Consider the following 23,911-nt stretch of genomic DNA (forward strand, 5'->3'; position numbering starts at 1 on the left):
TCAGTTGTATTCCTTGTCAATTAGGCGGGAGTGGAGGTTTTTACCGTTTTTTTATCAGCACGGCGTAAAATTTCGCCAGCTAATGCCAGATAAGCTTTGGCCCCTGTTGAACCTTTGTCGTAATACATCACCGGAGTGCCAAAACTTGGCGCTTCCGCCAGTCGTACATTACGTGGGATTACAGCACGGTAGACTTTATCGCCAAAATGTTGCTTCAGCTGTTCAGACACATCATTGGCCAGACGGTTTCGCGGGTCGTACATAGTACGCAAAATACCTTCAATTTTCAGATCGGCATTCACCACAGACGTTAGCTGATTGATGGTGTCCATCAGTGCGGTTAAGCCTTCCAGCGCATAGTATTCACATTGCATAGGCACCAGCACAGAATCGGCGGCGGCCATCGCATTCACCGTCAGCATGTTCAGCGCTGGCGGGCAATCAATAAAAATAAAATCATAATGCTGGCGGGCATCTTTTAACGCATTACGTAAGCGCAGTTCGCGGGCAAATACGTTCAGTAAACGCACTTCAGCAGCTGTGACATCTGAATTGGCTGCAATCAGGTGATAACCACCGGCTGTTTCTTTCACTACGACTTCGGCAAAAGGTTTTTCTTCTACCAGTAACTCATAAGCACTGGCGTGTACGGCGTACTTGTCGACGCCGCTGCCCATAGTTGCATTGCCCTGAGGGTCTAAGTCAATCAGCAGCACCTTGCGTTTGGTTGCAGCCATAGAGGCAGCCAGATTGACCGCTGTGGTTGTTTTGCCCACACCACCTTTCTGGTTTGCAATAGCTATGACTTTTCCCACAAGGACCCCAATAAGAATTTAATTAAATTAGACTTTCTCCAACACCACCAGATAACGTTCGGCGTTCAGTGTTGGCACCTGTAACGGATGACTGCCGACAACTTTAACAAAATTCGGCAAAGCTGCAATTTCTTCTTGAACCAAAGCGCCTTTCATGGCTAAAAACTGGCCATCAGCCCCTGATAAATGCTTACACCAGTTCACCATATCGGTCATAGACGCAAAAGCCCGGCTCAGCACCGCATCATACCCTGTTTCCGGTTGATGATCTTCAACCCGACTCTGAATAGCTTCAAAGTTCTGTAGTTTCAGCTGCAATTTGACATGATTTAAAAAGCGAATGCGTTTGCCAAGACTATCCAACAGGTAAAATTGCTTGTCTGGCAGAGCTATGGCCAGTGGAATACCAGGTAAGCCAGGACCAGTGCCTACGTCAATAATACGTTTTCCGGCGACAAAAGGTGCCACAGCTAAACTGTCCATAATGTGTTTCACCAGCATTTCTTCCGGATCACGCACTGAGGTCAGGTTGTAAGCACTGTTCCATTTATCCAGCAGCTGGACATAAGCCACCAGTTGCTGCAGTTGGTGTTCAGATAAAACTAAGCTGGTCTGTGCGACCAGCTTTTTTAATTTTTCCAGCATGATGATCCCAATGCTTAAGCAGATTTGCGCAGTAAACCCTGTTTTTTCAGGTAAACCAGCAATAACGAAATAGCGGCAGGCGTGATGCCTGAAATACGCGAAGCCTGACCCATAGTTTCAGGTTGCACCTGATTCAGTTTCAGTATCACTTCGTTGGATAAACCTTTCACCACTTTGTAATCAAAGCCTGCAGGCAAACGGGTATTTTCATTACGTTCCTGTTTGGAAATCTCATCCTGCTGGCGATTGATATAACCTTCGTATTTGATTTGAATCTCAACTTGTTCTGCAGCTGCAGGATCGGCTAACCCAGGGCCTACCAGATCAATTTTCATCAGATCCTGGTAATTCACTTCAGGACGACGGATCAACTCTTCCAGACTGGCTTCTTTGCTCAGCGGCGTTTTCACCAACAGGTTTACTTCAGCCAAAGCTGCGTGTTGTGGGTGGATCCATTGCTGTTTTAAACGCTGACGTTCCAGTTCAATTTGTTCAATTTTCAGGTTAAACGCAGCCCAGCGATCGTCGTCGACTAAACCCAATTCACGGCCTTTGGCAGTTAAACGAATATCGGCGTTGTCTTCACGTAACATCAGACGATATTCAGCGCGGCTGGTGAACATGCGGTACGGCTCTTTGGTACCCATAGTGGTCAAGTCGTCAATCAATACACCGACATAGGCCTGATCACGGCTTGGTGTCCAGGAGTCTTTGTCCTGAGCAGACAGCGCAGCGTTCATGCCAGCCATTAAACCCTGAGCACCTGCTTCTTCGTAGCCTGTGGTTCCATTGATTTGGCCTGCAAAAAACAAACCTTTGATAAATTTAGTTTCCAGCGAAGTTTTTAAGTCCCGTGGATCAAAAAAGTCATATTCGATGGCATAACCAGGGCGGGTGATATGAGCATTTTCCAAACCTTTGATTGAACGAACCAGGTTTAACTGCACATCAAAAGGCAAGCTGGTAGATATCCCGTTTGGATACAGCTCGTGTGTGGTTAAACCTTCAGGTTCAATAAAGATCTGATGTTTATCTTTGTCAGCAAAACGAGTGATCTTATCTTCAATCGAAGGGCAATAACGTGGACCAATGCCTTCAATCACGCCAGTGTACATGGGGGATCTGTCTAAACCGTTACGAATAATATCGTGCGTTTGTTCGTTGGTGTAAGTGATGTAACAAGGGATCTGAGTGGGTTGATCCTTGTGTGATCCCATAAACGAAAATACCGGAGTAGGGTTATCACCTGGCTGTGCCTGCATCACTGAAAAATCAACAGTTCGGGCATCAATACGGGGTGGAGTACCTGTTTTTAAACGGCCTACACGGAAAGGCAATTCACGTAAACGTCGTGCCAGAGCTATGGATGGCGGATCACCAGCACGGCCACCGCTGTAATTTTCTAAACCAATATGGATCTGGCCACCAAGGAAAGTTCCTACTGTCAGCACCACTGATTTAGCTTTAAATTTCAAACCCATTTGGGTCACTACACCACAGACCTGATCGTTTTCAACGATCAAATCATCACAGGCTTGCTGAAAGATCTTCAGATTTGGCTGGTTTTCAAGTACTAAACGTACAGCTGCACGATAGAGCTGACGGTCAGCCTGAGCACGGGTTGCACGTACGGCAGGGCCTTTAGAACTGTTTAAAGTTCTGAATTGGATCCCGGCACGATCCGTCGCCTTGGCCATGACACCACCCAGGGCATCAATTTCTTTCACCAGATGGCCTTTACCAATGCCGCCAATGGCTGGATTACAGGACATCTGACCCAAAGTCTCAACGTTGTGAGTCAGCAATAAAGTTTGCATTCCCATGCGGGCCGCAGCAAGCGCAGCCTCAGTGCCGGCGTGACCACCACCAACAACGATGACATCAAATGTTTCCTGATAAAGCATATAGGCCTCGAACTCAAAACCAGTTCTGTAAAAAGGGCGCGTATTGTAACTGGATCTGAGGCATAGGGAAACGATTAAAACTCGATCACGATCCTCGAAGGATCACTAATAATATATAAGGATCTTTAAAGAGATCTTTTTATTATGTTTACTACTATACAGCGCCTTTTCTGTGGGTAACCCTTGATCTGTTTTGAAGATCAATCAGTTAAGAAGGATCGGATCCTGTGATCAACACAAGATCCTGAGTCGAACAAGCGGTGTTTAACTAGCACTTTTATACACAGGGCATAAAACCTGATTTGTTACACAGAGGATAACTTCAGCTTTTACATAAGTTATAACTACACTTATACACATTTGATATTAAATTTAGCTAAAACTGTGGATAACCATGTGTAACTGGATCATAAGTATGATCCTCTCTATATAGCAGTGGATCATGATCAGGTTATAAAGAGAAAAGGCCCTTTGCTGACGGGCCTTTGAGTGAATAACAGTAAAAGATCCTGTTCTGTATAACTAAGAGCGGTTTAAGGCAGGCTTTTGATAAATTCAGGCAACCAGACTAAAGCTTGATCTTCAGGCAGTTCAGCCGTTAAAACATCGATATCTAATCCTGGTAACAATAATCTGCCGCCTAAAGAGCCAAATAAGTCAGAGATTTTTTTACCAGCCAGACAAAAAGTATCGTAACTCGAATCACCTAAAGTGATCACTGCGTACGAAACTGTGGTAAGATCTGTTTGATCTTGTGCTAATTGATCCACAAAAGGTTGGATATTATCGGGCAGATCCCCTGCGCCATACGTCGAAGTGACGACTAACCAGATACTATGTCTGGTTATCAGTGTTAAATCAGGGGTGAGATGAAGTTTTACTTCATAACCCGCTTTTTCCAAAGTTTCAGCTACTTGTTCTGCTGCATATTCCGCAGCGCCCATTTGGCTGCCCACAAGGATCTCAATCATACTGCATCCTATTGTCAGTGAAATGATTGGCTATACTACTGGAATTAAAACGTGCAAAGCGAATGCTTCTTGCACCTTTTTGGGTATTTTTACTGCAAAGCAGGCTCAGTAAATCTACGATAGCACAAACCGTTCGCCTGCGTGTTATTGAGGTTTATACAATATATGTCCGAGTCCATGTCTTTTTCCCAGCTAGCGCTGCCGGAACCTATTCTTCGTGCAGTTTTAGAACTTGGTTATGAACATCCGTCTCCAATTCAGGAAGCGGCTATTCCTAAGTTATTAGCTGGTGAAGACTTGCTAGGCCAAGCCCAAACAGGTACAGGTAAAACAGCTGCATTTGCACTGCCTTTATTAGCCCGTTTAGATCCGGCCCAAAATGATCCACAAATTTTAGTGTTGGCTCCAACCCGCGAACTGGCTATACAGGTCGCAGAAGCATTCCAGGCTTATGCCCGTTATATGCCAGCTTTCCATGTTCTGCCTTTATACGGCGGTCAAAATTACACTACTCAGTTAAAAGCACTGAAACGTGGTTCTCAGGTTATTGTTGGTACGCCAGGCCGTATCATGGATCACCTGGATCGTGGCACTTTAGTGCTGGATAAACTGCGTGCCATAGTACTGGACGAAGCCGACGAAATGTTGCGTATGGGTTTTATCGATGATGTGCAAACTATCATGGATGCTACTCCGCCAGGCCGTCAGGTTGCTATGTTCTCTGCAACTATGCCAAATCAGATCCGCGCTATTGCTCAGAAGCATTTGAAAAATGCTCATGAAGTGAAAATCGAATCAAAAACTTCGACTGTTGAACGTATTCAACAGCGTTATGTGATGCTGGACAATAATCAGAAGCTGGATGCGTTAACCCGTATTCTGGAAGGCGAAGAATATGATGCAAGCATCATTTTCGTTCGTACCAAAAGTGCGACTGAAGAAATTGCTGAAAAACTGGGTGCCCGTGGTTATGCAGTTGCCTGCTTAAACGGCGATATGAACCAGGCTCACCGCGAACTGACTATCCGTCGTTTAAAATCGGATCAGTTGGACGTGATAGTAGCAACAGACGTTGCTGCCCGTGGTTTGGACGTAGAACGCATCAGTCTGGTTATTAACTATGACATTCCATACGATAGCGAAGCTTATGTACACCGTATAGGTCGTACTGGCCGTGCTGGTCGTGATGGTAAAGCTATCCTGTTTGTATCACCACGTGAGCGTCGTTTATTACGCACTATCGAACATGCAACCCGTCAGCCGATTGAAAAAATGTCGCTGCCAACAGGTCAGGTGATCGAACAACGTCGTATCGAGTCTTTCCGTGCTCAGTTGGCTCAGACCATTGAAGCGAAAAACTTAAGTTTCTTCCAGGATCTGGTGAACGACTGGCGTGAAAAGTTAGAAACTACTGATACTGATATGGCCGCTGCCTTATTGTATCTGGCGCAGAAAGATTCTCCGTTAAACGTAGCTAACCAGTTCCCGGAAATCCGTGAACCGCATAGCCGTGACCGTGATGATCGTGCTCCGTCTTCAGGCCGTGACAAATTTTCCCGCGGTGACAGACCAGAGCGTTCAGGTGACCGTCCTGAGCGTGGCGGTGATCGTCCACCACGTCAACGTCGTGAGTTAAAAGGTGATTACACCAATTATCGCATTGAAGTGGGTAAAGAGCATGGCGTACGCGCTGGTGACATAGTGGGTGCTATCGCCAACGAAGCCAACATCGACAGCCAGTTCATTGGTAACATCAAGCTGTTTGATCATTTCAGTACTGTAGAATTACCAGCCAATATCCCGGCTGAAACTATGCAGCACCTGAAAAAGGTCTATGTGCGTAAGCAGAAACTGAATATCAGTGTGGATACTGGCTCAACAGCTGGTGGTTCAACCTCTGGTTCAGCTCCAGGCTCAGCACCACGTCGTGAACGTACTGAGACAGGCTCAGGCCCGCGTCCAGGCGCAGCTCCACGTGCACCACGTAAGCCAAGAGATTAATCTCTGACTTATTAAATTAAGGACCCGACGAAAGTCGGGTTTCTTGTTTCTGCCCCTATGAAAAACTCTCCAGTGCCCATATTTAGCTTCAATAGCCAACTATGGAGCCAGTTATGATTATTGCCTGTCCTCAGTGTTCAACCTTAAACCGGGTTCAGCCGGAAAAGTTTGCCGATCATCCCAAATGCGGCCAGTGCAAAGACGCGCTTTTTGCCGGAAAACCCATAGAGCTAACCCAGCAGAACTTTGTTAATCAGATCCAAAAGTCAGAATTGCCTGTGGTGGTGGATTTTTGGGCCAGTTGGTGTGCGCCTTGCCTGAACTTTGCACCTGTATTTAATCAGGCCGCAGTTGAGTTAGAGCCGCAATTTCGTTTTGCCAAAGTAAATACGGAGCAGCAACAACAGCTGGCAGCACAGTTTCAAATTCGCTCCATTCCCACTTTGATGTTGTTTAAAGCGGGCAAGCTGATTGCGCAGCAATCCGGTGCTATGCCAAAACAGATGTTTTATCAGTGGTTACAACAGCATAGTTAAAGTGCTGCGGATTAAGTTGGTCGCAAAAGTCTGGATTTGCCTGGCAGCAAAGTTCAGACTGATGCCCTATTTCCCGCTTTGTATTGAGTCAAATCTAAGGAAACACCATGACATCTAGTGTATTTCAGCTGACAAGCCCTGACATCAGCGAAGGCCATTTTATGGCAAAGACCTTTGAATTTAATGGTTTTGGTTGTGATGGCCCAAATTTGTCGCCAGCACTGAACTGGCAGAATGCGCCAGCTGGCACTCAGAGTTTTGCTATTACGGTGTTTGATCCGGATGCACCTACAGGTTCAGGTTTCTGGCACTGGCTGGTTCTGGATATTCCGGCCACTGTCACTTCATTGGCTCAGGGCGCTGGCAATGGTCAATTACCTAAAGGCAGCCGTTCATTTAATAATGACTATGGCATTAAAGAATTTGGTGGTGCTTGCCCGCCTGAAGGCCATGGTATGCATCGTTATCAGTTTACGGTCTGGGCTTTACCGGAAGCGACGTTAGCTGTTCCTGATGGTGCCAGCGCTGCAGTGGTAGGTTTTATGCTGAATGCTACAGCTATTGGCAAAACCACTTTAACTGCTACTTACGCTCGTTAATCAGAGTTTTGATCTAAGCCTGCGAGCAAAAATACTATGGATCTGTGGGTACTGACGTTATTTATTTTTGCAGGTGTGGCAGGCGGATTATTGTTGGGCCTGATAGGTGTAGGAATGGCACTGGTGACTGTGCCATTTTTAACTTTTATGCTGCCGTCTTTAGGTTTTAGCGCTGAAGTTGCCCCTGTTATAGCCCTTGGCAGTTCGATGCTGATTGCTGCAATCGGCTCTATCTCCTCACTTAGAGTGCATCAGCAAAAAGGCACTATTAACTGGGGGTTGATCCGATTGATGTTACCGGCCAGTCTGTTTGGTGTTGTTGCAGGTTCCTTGCTGGTCACCCGCTTGCCCGCTTTATGGCTGCAATCTATCTTTGCTGCTTTTTTGTTGTATGTTGCTTTTTCTATGTTAAAGCCGTCGACAAAAACTACCCAGCTGCAAAATCCTCCCTCTGACAGAGTTTTACGCTGGCTTCCCGCAGTAGTTGGAGCCACAGGTAGTTTTATAGGTGCTGGTGGCGGTGTATTGATGGTGCCATTTTTAGGCCGTTTTATGGCGATGCCCAAAGCTGTGGCCAGTTCAGTGGCTGTTGGTTTTCCTGTGACAGTGTTTGGCGCCATCTCTTATATGCTGCAAGCAGCTCCGGCCAATCATCCGGATCTGATAGGGGCTGTGTATTGGCCAGCTGTACTCGGAATGAGTATAGGTTCTGTGGTGGCTGCTCCGCTTGGTGTGCAGTTGGCCACCAAAGTGCCTGCTGCTTTGTTAAAGAAGATATTTGCCTGCGTGTTGTTGCTGATAGCACTGAAGATGCTGCTGTCTTTTTAGTTGAGACTATTCGCCTATAGCTTTACTTTGTGTTGCATGCCAGTCTGGTTTAAAAGTGCGGATGTTAAAAATAAGGATATTTATGTCTGATCCAGTGGCCCGCCGCATCCTGTTGGCTGGTTTTTTTAGTCAACTCTTGTGTCTGGGCATAGCGCGTTTTGCTTACACTCCGCTTATTCCTTTAATGTCCGGTGCTGGTCTTACTGAAGCTTTAGCTGGTTATTTAGCTGCCGTAAATTACCTGGGGTATTTTGTCGGTGCTTTGTTGGCAGTGCGGCTAAAAGACTGGCAATGGAAATTTTATGCCTACCGTATTGGTTTAGTTTTTGCGGTGCTAAGCACACTAGCCACAGCTTATAGTTCAGATCCGCTGTTTTGGGGCTTGTGGCGCTTTCTGGCAGGTTTAAGTTCAGCGGCTTCGATGTTATTAGCCTCAGGCCTTATTTTGCAGCAGCTGGCCGCGCGTGGTGCTAAAGCTGAACTGGGGTTACATTTTGCAGGTCTGGGTTTAGGCATCGCCTTGGTCGCTTTATTGGTGGAACTCTTTAGTGCTGTCACTTTGAGCTGGGATCAACAATGGCTGGCTTTAGGCGTGTTCGGATTGCTACTGATAGTTCCGGCCTGGCGCTGGCTGCCAGCTCCACAGCTGCCGTTATCCACCAACAATGTAGCTACAACACCTTTAGCTTTGCCCCGTAGTTTCCTCTGGCCTTTATTTTTAATGTATTTTTGCGCCGGGTATGGTTATGTCGTCACTATCACTTTTATTGTTGCTATGGCGAGTCAAAATGCCGAACTGACTGGTTTTGGTAACTGGGCATTTTTTGCTTTAGGTGTTGGAGCGGCACCAGCAGCGATACTCTGGGATCGTGTCGCACGAGGTTCAGGTTATTTAGTCAGTTTACGTTGGGCTTTGCTATTAAACGCTTTGGCTATTGTATTACCAGTGCTCTGGAGTCAGAGCCTGGTGTTATTCTTCAGTGCCTTTTTATTTGGTATCAGTTTTGTTGGCTGTGTCAGCTTAATGCTGACGATGGCAGGGCGCTTACTACCGGAAAAACCAGCTCAACTGATGGGCAAGATGACCCTTTGTTATGGCACAGCGCAAGTGCTGGCTCCGGCTATCAGTGGCTATTTAGCCAAACAAAGCGGAAGTTTTGATTCTGGTTTACTACTGGCAAGCGCTATTACTTTATCTGGGGCGGGAGTACTGACGCTGCTAATCCGCCGCACAGCCAGCGATCATCTGGCCATGCGGGGTGGAAAAGACTGATTTGGTTTATCTGGCAAAGTGTTACTTCTTGTGTGGCTTCTCGTGTTGCACTTTACTAATCATTTTATCAAAGTCGCTTTCAAACAGCTGATCCTGAACAACTCTATACTTCTCAAACTCCGATTCCGCATGTTGTTTTGCAAGAGCTGCACTAATTGAACCGCTATCTTTCAGTACTTCACGGTCATCAAATTCTAAAAATGAGTCCAACCTTTTGGACCAGTCTTCCATGGTCATAGGTATTTTTCGTCTGGCTCTTTCTTCAGCCAAATCAAGATAGGCGTTGACTATTCGGCCCAAAGACTGCAATTCGTCCTGACGAAGATAGTTTTTTGCCACGTCAATATCTGTTTTCAGGATTTTACCTTGAGGTGCTTTAGCCCAGTGGGTTAACCCCATATGAGGTTGATTGCTATCGGCTCGTTCTTTGATCAACTCAGCCGCTGTATGACCATGAATAGCAAAATGCAGTTTATTTTGTACTGTGGCAAAAAATTGTTTGGTGGTTGGTGCATCCTTGTTGTAATCGATACTGGATGCATAAATGTCGGTAATCTTCTGGTAAAACCGCCGTTCCGACAGGCGGATTTCACGAATTTCTTCCAACAAACGCTCAAAGTAGTCTTCCCCAAGGTAACTACCGTTTTCCATGCGTTCTTTGTCAATGACATAACCTTTAATGGAAAACTCTCGCAGCACTTGGGTTGCCCATTGACGAAACTGGGTTGCACGAAGCGAGTTAACCCTATAGCCAACGGAGATAATAGCGTCCAGGTTGTAGAATTTTTGCTTACGGCTTACCTGCCTGCTTCCCTCTGTTTGAACTTGTAAGAGTTCTTTACAAGTTGCTTTCTCTGTAAGTTCACCATCGGCATAAATGTTCTTCAGATGTTGAGTAATATTCTGTGGCTGAACTTCGAATAGCTGAGCCATAAGCTTCTGGCTTAACCAAATACTGTTATCTTCATAACGTGCTTCAATACTCTGTTTACCAGACTGTCCAGTGAATATAAGAAATTCAGCTGTACTGTTACGGATAAGCTTAGTCGTCATACCGTCTCCTTAACTTATTTCCCTATACAAAAGCTCGAGAAAATCCTGCCCAATAAGTCATCCGAACTAAATTCGCCGGTGATTTCATTCAGGTGCTGCTGAGTCAGGCGTAGTTCTTCTGCTAACAGCTCGCCCGCTAAGTGGTTATGCAACTGAGCGTCACCTATAGCCAAATGCTCTGCAGCCCGTTCCAGCGCGTCTAAATGGCGGCGGCGGGCGATAAAGCTGCCTTCGGTATTGGCGTCAAAACCCATGCAGGCTTTTAAGTGATCACGTAACTCTTCGATACCGGAATTGGTTTTGGCGGAAATATGAAAAACCGGATAGTCGCCGTCCTGGCTGGCGCCTGTAGTTTCACCTGTTAAGTCGGCTTTATTGCGAATGACAGTTAAACCTAAGTCTTTCGGTAAACGTGACATAAAGTCTGGCCAGATGTCAGCCGGGCTTGTGGCGTTAGTGGTGGTGCCATCAACCATAAAGAGTACACGGTCAGCTTGTTCTATTTCCTGCCAGGCGCGTTCTATGCCTATTTGTTCCACTTTGTCTGTGGCTTCGCGTAAACCTGCAGTGTCGATAATATGCAAAGGCATACCGTCGATATGAATATGCTCACGCAGTACATCACGGGTGGTACCTGCTATTTCTGTCACTATGGCGGCTTCACGGCCTGCCAAAGCGTTTAATAAGCTGGATTTACCGGCATTGGGCCGGCCTGCAATCACCACGCGCATGCCTTCACGCAATATGCTGCCCTGAGTCGCTTGTTTTTGGATGCCAGCTAAATCAGAAATAATATCTGCTAAGTCACCCGCTACTTTACCGTCAGATAAAAAGTCGATTTCTTCATCCGGAAAGTCGATAGCTGCTTCTACGTAAATCCGCAGATAAATCACTTTTTCGACCAGGTCGTGAATTTTGCGCGAGAACTCACCCTGCAACGAATGCATAGCGGAACGTGCTGCCTGCTCTGAGCTTGCGTCAATTAAGTCGGCTATGGCTTCGGCTTGAGTTAAATCCAATTTGTCGTTTAAAAAGGCCCGTTCGGAAAACTCGCCTGGGCGGGCTATGCGCACATCTTTCATCTCCAGCACACGGCGCAGCAGCATATCTAAAAGCACTGGGCCGCCGTGGCCTTGCAGTTCAAGTACATCTTCACCGGTAAAGGAATTGGGGCCTGGGAAATACAGCGCTATGCCTTGGTCCAGAGTTTGTTGCTCTGCATCCAAAAACGGCAGGTATTCAGCAGTACGAGGTTTAGGTACTTTGCCCAGAATGGCAGAAGCCACTGCGGATACGGCAGGGCCTGATACCCGTATTATTCCTACACCGGCACGACCTGTGGCTGTGGCCTGAGCTGCAATAGTGTCTGTGCTGTACATAAAACCTCGTCTTAAGAAACCAAATGTTCAAATGTAGAAAAACAAAAAGGCCTGAGAACAGGCCTTTAAAGTGTAGCTCAGGAGTATCAGGCCTTAGTGTATAAGCCTTTCTTCTCCATGCCACGGTAGATATACAGCATCTGGGCTAAAGAAATCAGGTTGCTGACTAACCAGTACAGCACCAGACCACTTGGGAACCACAGGAAGAATACGGAGAACACCACTGGCATCCACAGCATAATTTTTTGCTGCATAGGATCCGTCACTGTCATAGGCGTCAGTTTTTGCATCACAAACATACTGATACCAAAGAGCACTGGTAATACGTAGTACGGATCTTGTGTGGATAAATCCTGGATCCATAACATAAACGGAGCCTGACGTAATTCCACACTTTCGACAAATACCCAGTACAGCGCCAGGAAGATTGGCATTTGCACCAGCATAGGTAAGCAGCCACCCATAGGGTTTACTTTTTCTTTGCGGTACAGTTCCATCATAGCCGGCCCCATTTTCTGACGGTCGTCTTTAAAACGAGCCTGCAGTTCGTCAATTTTTGGCTTCAGATTACGCATCTTGGCCATAGACTCGTACTGCACTTTAGTCAAAGGGTACATCAAACCTTTCACAATTAAGGTGATCATAATAATGGCTACACCCCAGTTTCCGACAACAAGTTGGATCTTAGTCAGTAACCAGAATAAAAATTGAGAGATAAACCATAAGAAACCGTAGTCCACTGTCAGATCCAGGCCATCAGCAATAGCAGCTAAGTTGTCCTGATTTTTTGGACCAGCATAAAAAGTAGAAGCTATAGTCAGGCTTTCACCTGCAGCAATAGTTAATTCCGGGCCTCTGACCCCAACTACACCATTGCCACCGTTTACTAAGCTGTACAACTGGTTGTCTGCAGTTTTTTCCGGGATCCAGGCTGCAACAAAGTAGTGCTCCAACATAGCTACCCAACCACCTTTGGTGGATTGAGCCAGGTTGGTTTCCTGCATATCTTCAAAATCGTATTTTTCATAACGTTTATCAGAAGTGGAGTAAGCAGCGCCACGGTAAATAGGCATCATCATATTGCTGCCTTCGCCATTATCAATGGTTTGCACCAGATGTTGATAAGGCTGAACCAGCTTAGTGCCTGTTGTGGTATTTTTCAGCAGATATTCTACCCGGACATCATATTTGCCAGCGGTAAAGGTGTAGCGTTTTTCAATCTCTAAGCCGTTGTGGCTAAAAGTTAAAGGCACCACCACTTGCTGTTCACCGTCAGCCAGCTGATAGCTGCTTTGGGCCACGCTGTATACAGGACGACCGCTGTTGCGTTTGTCATCCGGGCCGTCTGCTAATAAACCAGACTGAGCCACATATTCAAAACCATTTAACTTACGCATCAGCTGATAAGGCTGGTCGCTGTCTTTGGTTAAAGTAAAAGCAGGTAAGGTTAAGTCAACAATATCGCCACCTCTGGTGTCGATCTGCACTTTTAATACATCAGTGCTGACAGTAATCACTTGCTGAGCTGCAACAGGGGCTGCAGGTTGAGCTGAGGTGCCTGAACTGCTTAATTGCAAATCAGCTGAACCAGCAGAGCTGGTTGTGCTTTGTTCAGTAACAGGAGTTACTGGTTTAGGCGCGTGATCGGTTTGCCATGCCTGCCATAACAATAAGCTAACGAAGGCGAGGGCTATCACTAATAAACTGCGTTGAGAATCCATCTGTTAGTTAGTCTCTTTCTGCTTTTGTGGAACCGGGTCTTCACCACCGGGATGTAAGGGGTGACATTTTAATAAACGTTTTGTAGTTAACCAACCACCTTTTACGGCACCAAAGCGTTCTATGGCTTCAATAGCGTAATGAGAACAGGTGGGATAAAACCGGCAACTGGGTCCAAATAAAGGACTGATCAACTTCTGATAACCACGTACAGTGGAAATTAGCAGTCTTGCACCAGTATTTTGTATTGGCGAGCTATTTTGCCCCATAACTTATCCAGTTGCTTGTGCAATTCTTCATTGGGCGTGTTGCTGATATCACCTTTTACCATCAAAACTAAATCAACAGGCGGAAGTTCATGTTGGTGTAGCCGAAAGCTATCCCGTGAACATCTTTTGATGCGGTTTCGATGCGTGGCTAATTTAACACGTTTTTTGGCAATAGTCAGACCAAGTCTTGGATGAGAAGACTGATTAGGCTTACACAATATGGTAAAGAGAGGAGAAGAAACCCTGAAGGGATTTTGGAAGACATTGTCGAATTCGCGGGGAGTTAACAGACGTAACTCCCTGCTGAATGTATAGCTGACCACGCAGCGCTTACGAATCTGACTAGACTGTTAAGCGCTTGCGGCCTTTAGCACGACGACGTGCAATCACTTGGCGGCCATTTTTAGTAGCCATGCGAGCACGGAAGCCGTGGACGCGAGCACGTTTTAAAACGCTAGGTTGAAATGTTCTTTTCATAACTTCGTCCGTCCGGTCGATATTTACTAAGGGTCTGTGTTTTAGTAAAAACCAAAACGCAGCGATTAAAAAAGAGCGCGAATTCTAAGCGGGTCAGCAGCTCTTGTCAATGCAGATCCTTGTGTTTCTGCTGATCTGATCGTTATTTTTTACCGATCTTTAAAAGTTGTCCACAAGGCAGGTGGTTCAGCTGGGATAAAATGTGAGTTGTTTTAAAAAATTTGTGTTTTTGGACCACTTTGGTCTTATATTTTGCTTGCATATCAGTAAATAGAATAAGATGTTTATTCTTATGTAAAACAAGTGGTTACATATTGTTTTTGCCGCTCGTCGCATTTTTGCAAAAGTCAATATTGAACTTGTGGATAAGATCATATGATAATGCTGCTCTTTTCACTTACGCCCGCCTAACTAAATAATAATTATTAGGGGCTTTTGGAGATATGGTGTATCAGTCCGTTTGGAAAAATTGCCTCGAAGCGCTCCAGGCCGAGCTACCAGCTCGTGATTTTGGAACCTGGATCCGTCCATTACAAGCTGACAGCTCGCATGACGCACTGACTTTGTATGCGCCTAACCGCTTTGTGTTGGATTGGGTGCGTGACAAATACCTGAACCGGATCAATGAACTGATCCAGGGCTACTGTGGCGATCATGCGCCACGTTTACGCTTTGATGTAGGTTCAACCCAAAAGCCTTTGGCCGCCCCTGTGAATCAATTGCCACGTATTGCACCTGCTGCAGCTCCTGTGGCCGCTATGCCTGAGCCAGCGCCGAAAACTATAGTGAATAGCAATGTTAATGCTAAACACAACTTCGATAACTTTGTTGAAGGTAAATCGAACCAGTTAGCGCGCGCTGCTGCCAAGCAAGTAGCCGATAATCCGGGCACAGCTTATAACCCGCTGTTTTTATACGGCGGCACAGGTTTAGGTAAAACCCACTTATTGCATGCGGTAGGTAACGGCATTCTGGCGAAAAATCCAAATGCCAAAGTCATCTATATGCACTCAGAACGTTTTGTACAGGATATGGTAAAAGCCTTACAAAACAATGCGATAGAAGAGTTTAAGCGCTATTACCGTTCTGTGGACGCGCTGCTTATCGATGATATTCAGTTCTTCGCGAAAAAAGATCGTTCCCAGGAAGAGTTTTTCCATACCTTTAACGCCTTGCTTGAAGGTAACCAACAGATCATTTTAACCAGCGATCGTTATCCAAAAGAAATCGACGGCGTGGAAGAACGCTTAAAAAGTCGTTTCGGCTGGGGTTTAACTATCGCCATTGAACCACCAGAGCTGGAAACCCGGGTTGCGATCCTGATGCGTAAAGCGCAGGAGATCAATATTCGTCTGCCGGAAGAAGTGGCGTTTTTTGTCGCTAAGCGCCTTCGCTCTAATGTGCGTGAGTTAGAAGGGGCGTTAAACCGTATTTCTGCCAACGCTAACTTTACTGGCCGTCCTATTACCATCGACTTTGTGCGTGAAGCATTACGCGATATGCTGGCGTTACAAGACAAGTTGGTGACTATTGAAAATATTCAGAAAACTGTGGCCGAGTATTACAAAATACGGGTGGCGGATTTATTGTCTAAACGCCGCAGTCGTTCAGTCGCCCGTCCCCGTCAAATGGCGATGGCGTTGGCGAAAGAGCTGACCAACCACAGCTTGCCGGAAATTGGTGATGCTTTTGGTGGCCGTGACCACACCACAGTCTTGCATGCGTGTCGTAAAATCGAATCGTTAAAAGAAGAGACGCATGAAATTAAAGAAGATTTCCAAAACTTAATTCGAACATTGTCTTCATAATAGGGAATGGTGATGCAATTTACTATTGAACGCGACGCTCTGCTCAAACCCTTACAAATGGTGTCAGGTGCTATTGAACGGCGCCATACTTTACCTATTTTGTCGAATGTGTTGATTGAAGCGCGCGAAGACGGCCAGCTCATTCTGACCGGTACCGACTTAGAAATCGAACTGGTGGCCATGTCACCTATCCAGCAACTGATAAGCCCAGGCCGTATTACTGTGCCGGCGAAAAAGATCCTGGATATTTGCCGCAGCTTGCCCGACACCTCTTTATTAAGTGTCACAGTGCAAGGTGATAACTGTGTGGTCAGCACAGGCAAAAGTAAATTTACTTTGTCTACCTTAAGCGCCAACGATTATCCAAATTTAGAAAGCTGGCAAGGCGAGGTCGACCTACAGTTGCCACGCAATCAGCTGCGTCATTTATTAGACGATACAGCATTTTCTATGGCAAACCAGGATGTGCGTTATTACCTGAACGGTTTGTTATTTGAAGTAGATAACGGCACTTTACGTTCTGTAGCAACAGACGGCCACCGCCTGGCCATGAGTTCTATTGAACTGGCTGCTACGGCCGGTCATCAAAAACAAATCATTATTCCGCGCAAAGGCGTGTTGGAAGTGATGCGTTTGTTAATAGCCGATGATCAGCTGGTGACTTTAAGTTTAGGTCAAAACCATATCCGTTTAACCGACACTCAGTTCAGCTTCAGCTGTAAATTGATTGATGGCCGTTTCCCTGATTATCGCCGTGTATTGCCACGCAACAGCACTAAGCTGGTAACGGCACACCGTGACGTATTAAAGGATTCTTGTGTTCGCGCTTCTATTTTGTCGAACGAAAAATACCGTGGTGTACGTTTTACCCTGAGTTCAGGCGAGCTGCAAATTGTGGCGAATAACCCTGAGCACGAACAAGCGGAAGAAAGCATTGAAGTGGAATACCAGGGCGATACGCTGGAAATTGGTTTTAACGTGGGCTACTTGCTTGACGTGCTGAATACCTTATCAACCGACCTGGTCGTGCTGCATTTAAGTGACGGCAATTCCAGCGCGCTGATTGAAGGTGTAGCCGGTAAGTCAGGCGCCATGTACGTTGTGATGCCAATGCGTTTATAGTGAATGGCATTAAATACGCTTAGAATTCAGCAGTTTCGCAACATTGCCGAAGCTCAATTAGAGTTTCGTTCCGGGATAAACCTGATTTATGGCGAAAATGGCAGCGGCAAAACCAGTTTGCTCGAGGCCATTTATTATTTGGCGCATGGCCGTTCTTTTCGCAGCAGCAGACCAGAAAAACTGATCCGCTATGAACAACCGGCATTTTTACTCAATGCCAAAGTTGAAATGGCGCAGCAGATTTTAAACCTGGGTTTGCAGCGCGAACGCGAAGGCGAACTACGGATGCGGTTAAACGGGGAAGACCTGAACCGCGTCTCTGAACTGGCGCAATTACTGCCGGTTCAATTAATTACCCCGGAAAGCTTTAAGCTTTTATTGGGTGGCCCAAAAGAAAGGCGACAGTTTTTCGATATGGGATTGTTTCACGTGGAACACAGTTTCTATTCCTTGTGGAGCAAATTGCAGCGTGTACTGAAACATCGCAATGCGTTGTTAAAAACACAAAAGCGTTATAACGACGAATATGCTTACTGGGACCAAAACCTGGCCAGTTTGGCATTTGAATTACAGGCTTTACGCCAGCGTTATATTTCGGCTTTAGACGGGGCCGTCCAGCCTTTATTGGTTGATGCGTCTTGGGCTTCGGGTTTAACCATGCAGTTGTATTCAGGCTGGCCCGAACGTATAGATACACCAGAGCAATTGCAGCAATTATTGCAGCAAAATTTTCTGCAGGATTTGCGCTTAGGACATTGTCAGTTTGGCCCACAAAAGGCGGATTTAAAGCTGAAAGTAGCGGGCCAGGCGGTAGAAGAAGTGTTGTCGCGTGGACAACTTAAAGTATTACTCTTTGCGCTGAAAGTTGCGCAAAGTAACGTGATTTATAACTACGGCCATAAAAAGCCAGTGTTATTAATTGATGATTTGGCCTCGGAATTAGACGATAATTCCAAGCGTCATATATTTAGTTTTTTAAACACCATTAACTCGCAGGTTTTTATTTCAGCGATTAATACTGATCAGGTTCTGCCAGCAATACCGGATGTGAATCCAGCATTGTTTCACGTGGAACACGGACAGATAACAATACGGACAGAATGAAGATGGCCGAAGAACATATTTACGACTCGTCGAGTATCAAAGTATTAAAAGGCCTGGATGCCGTACGTAAAAGACCCGGTATGTATATCGGTGATACGGACGACGGCTCAGGCTTACACCACATGGTATTCGAAGTCGTCGACAACTCCATCGATGAAGCCTTAGCAGGCCACTGTACTGACGTGTGGGTAACTATCCATACCGACAACTCAGTATCAGTACGCGACAACGGTCGTGGTATTCCTACAGATATGCACGAAGAGGGCGTATCTGCAGCTGAAGTCATCATGACGGTATTACACGCCGGTGGTAAATTCGATGATAACTCCTACAAAGTATCAGGTGGTTTGCACGGTGTAGGTGTATCTGTAGTAAACGCTTTATCTGACAAGTTAGAGCTGACCATTCGCCGTAAGCAAAAAGTGCATTCACAAATCTACCGTTTAGGTGTGCCAGACGCGCCTTTAGCTGTGGTAGGTGAAACTGAAGGCACTGGTACTTCTATTCGTTTTTGGCCAAGCCCAACTATTTTCAGCGATATCAATTACCACTACGATATTCTGGCCAAACGTTTACGCGAATTGTCCTTCCTGAACTCTGGTGTCAGCATTATTCTGACCGACGAACGTGACGACAAAACCGATCATTTCAAATACGAAGGTGGTATCGAAGCTTTTGTGCAGTACTTAAACCGCACTAAAACTCCGGTTCACCAGAAAGCCTTTTACTTCACCTCACACCGTGAAGAAGATGGTATTTCTGTTGAAGTAGCGATGCAGTGGAACGATTCCTTCCAGGAAGGTATTTACTGTTTCACCAACAACATTCCACAGCGGGATGGTGGTGCTCACTTAGCAGGTTTCCGCTCGGCGTTAACCAGGGTGTTAAACACTTATATTGAGCACGAAGGCTACGCTAAAAAAATGAAAGTTTCGGCCACAGGCGACGACGCCCGTGAAGGTTTAACTGCTGTGATCAGCGTTAAAGTGCCGGACCCTAAGTTCAGTTCTCAGACCAAAGACAAGCTGGTTTCCAGTGAAGTGAAGTCTGCAGTTGAAAGTGCAATGCACGAAAAACTGAACGAATACTTGTTAGAAAACCCGGGTGAAGCCCGCATCATAGTTGGCAAAATTGTCGACGCAGCCCGTGCCCGTGAAGCCGCCCGTAAAGCCCGTGAAATGACTCGCCGTAAAGGCGCGTTAGACATCGCTGGTTTACCAGGTAAATTGGCCGACTGTCAGGAAAAAGATCCAGCATTATCAGAACTTTACCTGGTAGAGGGTGATTCTGCGGGTGGTTCTGCCAAGCAGGGCCGTAACCGCAAAAATCAGGCTATTCTGCCGTTAAAAGGTAAAATCCTGAACGTAGAAAAAGCTCGTTTCGACAAGATGATTTCATCTCAGGAAGTCGGCACGCTGATCACAGCTTTAGGTTGTGGCATTGGCCGTGACGAATACAATCCGGATAAAACCCGTTACCACAGCATCATCCTGATGACGGATGCTGACGTCGATGGTTCTCACATCCGTACTCTGTTACTGACGTTCTTCTACCGTCAAACCCCAGAGCTGATTGAACGTGGTTATATCTATATTGCTCAGCCGCCTTTGTACAAAGTGAAAAAAGGTAAGCAAGAACAATATATTAAAGACGATCCGGCTTTAACTGAATACTTAACTACGCTGGCGCTGGATGAAGCTACTTTGCATGTGAATGCAGATGCTCCTGGCATAGGTGGCCTGCAGCTGGAAACTTTGGTGCAGCTGTACCATAAAGTGTCAGCCACTATCACTCGTTTAAGCCGTAAGATCCCTTCTAACTTACTGAACGAACTGGTGTATGTGCCTGCTCTTACGCCTGAGCTGTGCAAAGACGCTGCTTTAGCTGAAGGCTGGGCGAAGAACATAGTCACTCGTTTACAAGAGCGTGAAGGCGATGGTTCCAGCTACACCTATGCAGTGGTAGAGGACCGCGAACGTCATCTGTTTATACCAAAAGTCATTATCCGTCAGCACGGTATCGACAACGAATACCTGCTGCATTACGACTTTATCACCTCAGTAGACTACGGCCGTATTGTTGAATTAGGCAGCGCTATAGCTGACCTGATTGAAGAAGGTGGTTATGTCCGTCGTGGTGAAAAAATCAAGCCAATAGAAAGCTTTGTAGAAGGGCTTGAATGGCTGATGGCTGAATCCAAACGTGGTTTATATATCCAGCGTTATAAAGGACTGGGTGAGATGAACCCTGAGCAGTTATGGGAAACCACTATGGATCCAAATACTCGCCGCATGCTGCGCGTGACTATTGAAGACGCCATTGGTGCCGACCAGTTGTTCAGCACCCTAATGGGTGACGACGTAGAACCACGCCGTAACTTTATCGAAGAAAACGCGCTGCGGGTTGCAAACCTGGACGTGTAAGTTTGTTGGTACGCTAACAAATGCAAAAAAGCAGGCTGAGTTAAGCCTGCTTTTTTATGTGCTTCGAGTTGTGGAACTTGCATATCGGATTAGTTGCAATAATTGGTCAGAAATTATAACGTTAGGAACGTAGATGATTTTATAGGGACATACCTTTGCGTATTGAAAAAGTAAACATTGAAAACTACAAATGTTACGAGGGTAAGTTTTCAATAACTTTCAACGCTGGCGTTAATATAATTGTAGGCGACAATGAAGCTGGCAAGTCGACGATTCTTGAAGCAATAAATTTAGCGTTGACAGGGGTGATAAATGGGCGCTATTTAAAGAATGAACTCAGCCAGTACTTATTTAATTATAAAGTTGTGGAAAGTTATCTATCAGATTTGAAAAACGGAGCGAACCCTCAGCTACCGAGTATAACGATCGAGGTATTTTTTTCAGATGCCAATTTCCCCCTCTTTGAAGGCAATGGTAATCAAAATAAAGAGAAGGCTCACGGTGTAGTATTTAAAATTGAGTTTGATGAATCATATAAAGCCGAATATCAGATGATTATGGCTAATGGCGGCCAACACCTGACAACCTTACCCATCGAGTACTACAAAGTCAGCTGGAGTTCCTTCGCTCGCGAAACAGTGACAAGCAGAACTATACCTATTAAATCAGTTCTAATTGATTCCACCTCTGCAAAATACCAAAATGGTTCTGACGTATATATTTCTCGCATAATAAAAAACGATTTAGAGGATTTAGAAAGAGTTCGTTTATCGCAAGCCTATCGAAAGATGAAAGACCAGTTCATCGAAGATGATGCGGTGAAGGCTATTAATACCAAAATTACTGCCAAAGCTAAAATCTCTGAAAAGACGTTGAATGTGTCTGTTGATCTGTCTACGCAGAACTCATGGGAAACCGCTCTCATGACTTACCTAGATAACGTGCCTTTTCATCAAATTGGTAAAGGTGAGCAATGTATTATTAAAACGAACTTGGCCCTTGCACACCAGCGTAATCAAGAAGCAAATCTAGTTTTGATTGAAGAACCGGAGAATCACCTCTCTCATACTAAGCTGAATCAACTTATCAAAACAGTAAGTGATAGCTGTATAGGTAAACAGGTCATCATTTCAACGCATAGTAGCTATGTAGCCAATAAGCTTGGTCTGGAAAACCTCATATTATTAAACGATCGAAAAGTTGTACGATTGGCTGACCTAGATCCAACAACATTCGATTTTTTTAAAAAGCTTCCAGGATATCAAACATTAAGGATTTTGCTTTGCAAGAAAGCCGTTCTTGTTGAGGGTGATTCTGATGAACTGATTTTCCAAAAGTGCTACATGGAGTCAAATGATGCGCGACTTCCCATAGAAGATGGGATTGATGTCATATCGGTAAAGCTTACTTTTAAGCGATTTTTAGATATAGCCATAAAGATAAAACAACCTGTAGCAGTCATTACCGATAATGATGGAAATTATGACTCAAAAATAACTAAGAAATATAAAGATTATTTGGGATATCCGTGTGTGAAAATATTTGCAGACTTACGTGATGAATTGAACACACTTGAGCCACAATTTGTAAGTGTAAACTCACAAAATCTAAAGTTACTTCGCGAAGTATTAGAGCTGGATGACAAACACTATGATACTGCAGAGAAAATTGTAGACCACATGGTGAACAACAAAACCTCATGGGCGTTAAAGGTGTTTGAGTCGAAAAAGTCGTTACATTACCCTGACTATATTCAAAGTGCGGTTAAGTGGTGCAATGAATAATAATCGGCTTCTCATTGCCGCTGCAGGCGCGGGGAAAACAACGTATTTAGTAGAGCAAGCTCTCGCCTTGGCTCCAGAAACAGTATTGATCACAACTTTTACCGAGGCTAACGAACGAGAAATCCGCTCAAGATTCGTAGCTAAAGTGGGCTATGTCCCAAGTAACGTTACCATCAAAACTTGGTTCGCATTTCTATTGCAGAACGGGGTTAAGCCTTTCCAGAGTGTCTTGTGTGAGGAATTACACAACAAGACGATAGGCTTTATTCTAACTAGCGATAAATCTGGAAAAAGGTTCGATGGCAACGGAAAACCATTACTATTCCAAAATCGTCCGCTGTATTGGGGCGAGAAGGATTTCTTAAAATACTACTTTACCGAAAGTCTTAAAATATATTCCGACAAAATTGCGAAGTTCGTATGTGAAACCGAAGCGAAATCTAATGGTGCTGTTGTTTCAAGGGTGGCGCGCGCATTCAAGAATATATTCATAGATGAAGTGCAGGATTTAGCAGGTTATGACCTTGAATTATTAAAGTTGTTTTTTAAATCAGATGCCAAGCTAGTCCTCGTAGGTGATCCAAGGCAAGTTACCTACCTAACACATAACACACCGAAGTTCGGTAAGTATGCAGAAGGAAAAATCAAAGATTTTGTTGAAAATGAACTTGGCAAAAAGATAACTTGTATTGTCGACACGGAGACCTTGTCTGCATCTCACCGGAACCACCGATTAATCTGTGAGTTTTCATCAAAACTATATCCTAATCTCCCCAAAGCAATTTCTTGTTCATGCGCACAGTGTAATAAGGATGATCCTCATAATGGAATATTCCTAATAAAGCCTCAGCAAGTGGAAGAGTACTTAGAACAGTATCGACCTTTACAGTTAAGATGGAATTCCTCAACCAAAGTGAACAAAGCTTATGAAGCTATGAATTTAGGAGAATCAAAGGGGCTAACAGTAAATCGAGTATTGATCTACCCGACCAAAGACATGCTGTCTTGGTTAAGGAATCATAATTTTAATTTAAAGAATGATGCCAGAGCTAAACTCTACGTGGGCCTAACAAGGTCTAGATACAGTTCTGCTATTGTTGCTGATTATGCTGACAATGAAGAATTCGACGGAGTATTAAAATATAACGACCAAAAAATCTAAATCTAGCTGTCGTAGTTAAGTCTTTGTGATTGGGTGATT

Annotated in this window: 21 protein-coding genes; 11 read left to right on the forward strand and 10 right to left on the reverse strand. The window is 45.1% G+C overall.

Annotation, left to right across the window (positions count from 1 at the left end):
* Positions 1–20 precede the first annotated feature (20 nt).
* The 4 genes from RHEIN_RS01260 to mioC form a co-directional block, all read right to left on the reverse strand.
* Positions 21–815 (reverse strand): ParA family protein, encoded by a 795-nt coding sequence (locus tag RHEIN_RS01260; protein ID WP_008897154.1) that lies wholly within the window; start codon positions 813–815, stop codon positions 21–23.
* 27 nt (positions 816–842) lie between these two features.
* Positions 843–1,460, reverse strand: a complete 618-nt coding sequence (gene rsmG / locus RHEIN_RS01265) for a 16S rRNA (guanine(527)-N(7))-methyltransferase RsmG (RefSeq protein ID WP_008897155.1) — start codon at positions 1,458–1,460, stop codon at positions 843–845.
* A 14-nt stretch (positions 1,461–1,474) separates the two neighbouring features.
* Positions 1,475–3,364: a tRNA uridine-5-carboxymethylaminomethyl(34) synthesis enzyme MnmG gene (gene mnmG / locus RHEIN_RS01270; RefSeq protein ID WP_008897156.1), complete on the reverse strand. Its 1,890-nt coding sequence runs from the start codon at positions 3,362–3,364 to the stop codon at positions 1,475–1,477.
* Positions 3,365–3,897: 533 nt separating this feature from the next.
* Entirely contained in the window at positions 3,898–4,335 is a 438-nt protein-coding gene (gene mioC, locus RHEIN_RS01275; RefSeq protein ID WP_008897157.1) for an FMN-binding protein MioC, read from the reverse strand.
* A 165-nt stretch (positions 4,336–4,500) separates the two neighbouring features.
* On the opposite strand from mioC, the gene RHEIN_RS01280 reads away from it, so the two are divergent.
* The 5 genes from RHEIN_RS01280 (at position 4,501) to RHEIN_RS01300 (ending at position 9,572) form a co-directional block, all read left to right on the forward strand.
* The gene (locus RHEIN_RS01280) at positions 4,501–6,336 is read left to right on the forward strand and encodes a DEAD/DEAH box helicase (protein WP_008897158.1); all 1,836 of its coding nucleotides are present in this window, start codon (positions 4,501–4,503) and stop codon (positions 6,334–6,336) included.
* Positions 6,337–6,449: 113 nt separating this feature from the next.
* The gene (trxC, locus tag RHEIN_RS01285; protein ID WP_008897159.1) at positions 6,450–6,872 is read left to right on the forward strand and encodes a thioredoxin TrxC; all 423 of its coding nucleotides are present in this window, start codon (positions 6,450–6,452) and stop codon (positions 6,870–6,872) included.
* A 107-nt stretch (positions 6,873–6,979) separates the two neighbouring features.
* Positions 6,980–7,471, forward strand: a complete 492-nt coding sequence (locus RHEIN_RS01290; protein ID WP_008897160.1) for a YbhB/YbcL family Raf kinase inhibitor-like protein — start codon at positions 6,980–6,982, stop codon at positions 7,469–7,471.
* Between the two features lie 36 nt (positions 7,472–7,507).
* Positions 7,508–8,299 (forward strand): sulfite exporter TauE/SafE family protein, encoded by a 792-nt coding sequence (locus tag RHEIN_RS01295; protein ID WP_008897161.1) that lies wholly within the window; start codon positions 7,508–7,510, stop codon positions 8,297–8,299.
* 82 nt (positions 8,300–8,381) lie between these two features.
* Positions 8,382–9,572 carry a YbfB/YjiJ family MFS transporter gene (locus tag RHEIN_RS01300; RefSeq protein ID WP_008897162.1) on the forward strand — a complete coding sequence of 397 codons (1,191 nt, stop codon included), beginning with the start codon at positions 8,382–8,384 and terminating at the stop codon, positions 9,570–9,572.
* Positions 9,573–9,593: 21 nt separating this feature from the next.
* Here RHEIN_RS01300 and RHEIN_RS01305 read toward each other — a convergent pair whose 3' ends face one another.
* From RHEIN_RS01305 to rpmH, 6 genes are all read right to left on the reverse strand, one after another.
* Positions 9,594–10,625 carry a virulence RhuM family protein gene (locus RHEIN_RS01305; protein WP_008897163.1) on the reverse strand — a complete coding sequence of 344 codons (1,032 nt, stop codon included), beginning with the start codon at positions 10,623–10,625 and terminating at the stop codon, positions 9,594–9,596.
* Positions 10,626–10,639: 14 nt separating this feature from the next.
* On the reverse strand, positions 10,640–12,004 hold the full coding sequence (mnmE, locus tag RHEIN_RS01310; protein ID WP_008897164.1) for a tRNA uridine-5-carboxymethylaminomethyl(34) synthesis GTPase MnmE: 1,365 nt from the start codon (positions 12,002–12,004) through the stop codon (positions 10,640–10,642).
* Between the two features lie 86 nt (positions 12,005–12,090).
* A complete protein-coding gene (gene yidC, locus RHEIN_RS01315) occupies positions 12,091–13,725 on the reverse strand; it encodes a membrane protein insertase YidC (protein ID WP_008897165.1) in 1,635 nt (544 codons plus the stop codon).
* A gap of 3 nt (positions 13,726–13,728) precedes the next feature.
* Positions 13,729–13,992, reverse strand: coding sequence for a membrane protein insertion efficiency factor YidD (yidD, locus tag RHEIN_RS01320; RefSeq protein ID WP_008897166.1), 264 nt, complete (start codon positions 13,990–13,992; stop codon positions 13,729–13,731).
* Positions 13,944–14,315 (reverse strand): ribonuclease P protein component, encoded by a 372-nt coding sequence (gene rnpA / locus RHEIN_RS20600; RefSeq protein WP_083826255.1) that lies wholly within the window; start codon positions 14,313–14,315, stop codon positions 13,944–13,946. Before rnpA ends, yidD begins: the two co-directional genes overlap by 49 nt.
* A 19-nt stretch (positions 14,316–14,334) precedes the next feature.
* Positions 14,335–14,469, reverse strand: coding sequence for a 50S ribosomal protein L34 (rpmH, locus tag RHEIN_RS01325; protein WP_008897167.1), 135 nt, complete (start codon positions 14,467–14,469; stop codon positions 14,335–14,337).
* A gap of 446 nt (positions 14,470–14,915) precedes the next feature.
* Between rpmH and dnaA the strand changes: the two genes are divergently transcribed.
* The 6 genes from dnaA (at position 14,916) to RHEIN_RS01355 (ending at position 23,872) form a co-directional block, all read left to right on the forward strand.
* Positions 14,916–16,277: a chromosomal replication initiator protein DnaA gene (dnaA, locus tag RHEIN_RS01330; RefSeq protein ID WP_008897168.1), complete on the forward strand. Its 1,362-nt coding sequence runs from the start codon at positions 14,916–14,918 to the stop codon at positions 16,275–16,277.
* Between the two features lie 12 nt (positions 16,278–16,289).
* The gene (gene dnaN, locus RHEIN_RS01335) at positions 16,290–17,399 is read left to right on the forward strand and encodes a DNA polymerase III subunit beta (protein ID WP_008897169.1); all 1,110 of its coding nucleotides are present in this window, start codon (positions 16,290–16,292) and stop codon (positions 17,397–17,399) included.
* A gap of 3 nt (positions 17,400–17,402) precedes the next feature.
* Complete coding sequence (gene recF / locus RHEIN_RS01340) at positions 17,403–18,503, forward strand: DNA replication/repair protein RecF (protein ID WP_008897170.1); 1,101 nt, start codon at positions 17,403–17,405, stop codon at positions 18,501–18,503.
* Positions 18,504–18,505: 2 nt separating this feature from the next.
* Complete coding sequence (gene gyrB, locus RHEIN_RS01345) at positions 18,506–20,926, forward strand: DNA topoisomerase (ATP-hydrolyzing) subunit B (RefSeq protein WP_008897171.1); 2,421 nt, start codon at positions 18,506–18,508, stop codon at positions 20,924–20,926.
* A 155-nt stretch (positions 20,927–21,081) separates the two neighbouring features.
* The gene (locus RHEIN_RS01350) at positions 21,082–22,710 is read left to right on the forward strand and encodes an ATP-dependent nuclease (RefSeq protein ID WP_008897172.1); all 1,629 of its coding nucleotides are present in this window, start codon (positions 21,082–21,084) and stop codon (positions 22,708–22,710) included.
* Positions 22,703–23,872, forward strand: a complete 1,170-nt coding sequence (locus RHEIN_RS01355) for a UvrD-helicase domain-containing protein (RefSeq protein ID WP_008897173.1) — start codon at positions 22,703–22,705, stop codon at positions 23,870–23,872. Before RHEIN_RS01350 ends, RHEIN_RS01355 begins: the two co-directional genes overlap by 8 nt.
* The last annotated feature ends 39 nt before the right edge of the window (positions 23,873–23,911 follow it).

Source organism: Rheinheimera sp. A13L, assembly GCF_000217935.1.
Classification (GTDB): domain Bacteria; phylum Pseudomonadota; class Gammaproteobacteria; order Enterobacterales; family Alteromonadaceae; genus Pararheinheimera.

Bases quoted from the DNA above. Each gene is read 5' to 3' on its own strand.
- dnaN (WP_008897169.1), top strand. From the start codon at position 16,290: ATGCAATTTACTATTGAACGCGACGCTCTGCTCAAACCCTTACAAATG.
- RHEIN_RS01305 (WP_008897163.1), bottom strand. From the start codon at position 10,625: ATGACGACTAAGCTTATCCGTAACAGTACAGCTGAATTTCTTATATTC.
- mnmG (WP_008897156.1), bottom strand. From the start codon at position 3,364: ATGCTTTATCAGGAAACATTTGATGTCATCGTTGTTGGTGGTGGTCAC.
- RHEIN_RS01355 (WP_008897173.1), top strand. From the start codon at position 22,703: ATGAATAATAATCGGCTTCTCATTGCCGCTGCAGGCGCGGGGAAAACA.
- RHEIN_RS01295 (WP_008897161.1), top strand. From the start codon at position 7,508: ATGGATCTGTGGGTACTGACGTTATTTATTTTTGCAGGTGTGGCAGGC.
- gyrB (WP_008897171.1), top strand. From the start codon at position 18,506: ATGGCCGAAGAACATATTTACGACTCGTCGAGTATCAAAGTATTAAAA.
- mioC (WP_008897157.1), bottom strand. From the start codon at position 4,335: ATGATTGAGATCCTTGTGGGCAGCCAAATGGGCGCTGCGGAATATGCA.
- rpmH (WP_008897167.1), bottom strand. From the start codon at position 14,469: ATGAAAAGAACATTTCAACCTAGCGTTTTAAAACGTGCTCGCGTCCAC.
- yidD (WP_008897166.1), bottom strand. From the start codon at position 13,992: ATGGGGCAAAATAGCTCGCCAATACAAAATACTGGTGCAAGACTGCTA.
- RHEIN_RS01290 (WP_008897160.1), top strand. From the start codon at position 6,980: ATGACATCTAGTGTATTTCAGCTGACAAGCCCTGACATCAGCGAAGGC.
- RHEIN_RS01300 (WP_008897162.1), top strand. From the start codon at position 8,382: ATGTCTGATCCAGTGGCCCGCCGCATCCTGTTGGCTGGTTTTTTTAGT.
- trxC (WP_008897159.1), top strand. From the start codon at position 6,450: ATGATTATTGCCTGTCCTCAGTGTTCAACCTTAAACCGGGTTCAGCCG.
- yidC (WP_008897165.1), bottom strand. From the start codon at position 13,725: ATGGATTCTCAACGCAGTTTATTAGTGATAGCCCTCGCCTTCGTTAGC.
- mnmE (WP_008897164.1), bottom strand. From the start codon at position 12,004: ATGTACAGCACAGACACTATTGCAGCTCAGGCCACAGCCACAGGTCGT.
- rsmG (WP_008897155.1), bottom strand. From the start codon at position 1,460: ATGCTGGAAAAATTAAAAAAGCTGGTCGCACAGACCAGCTTAGTTTTA.
- recF (WP_008897170.1), top strand. From the start codon at position 17,403: ATGGCATTAAATACGCTTAGAATTCAGCAGTTTCGCAACATTGCCGAA.
- RHEIN_RS01280 (WP_008897158.1), top strand. From the start codon at position 4,501: ATGTCCGAGTCCATGTCTTTTTCCCAGCTAGCGCTGCCGGAACCTATT.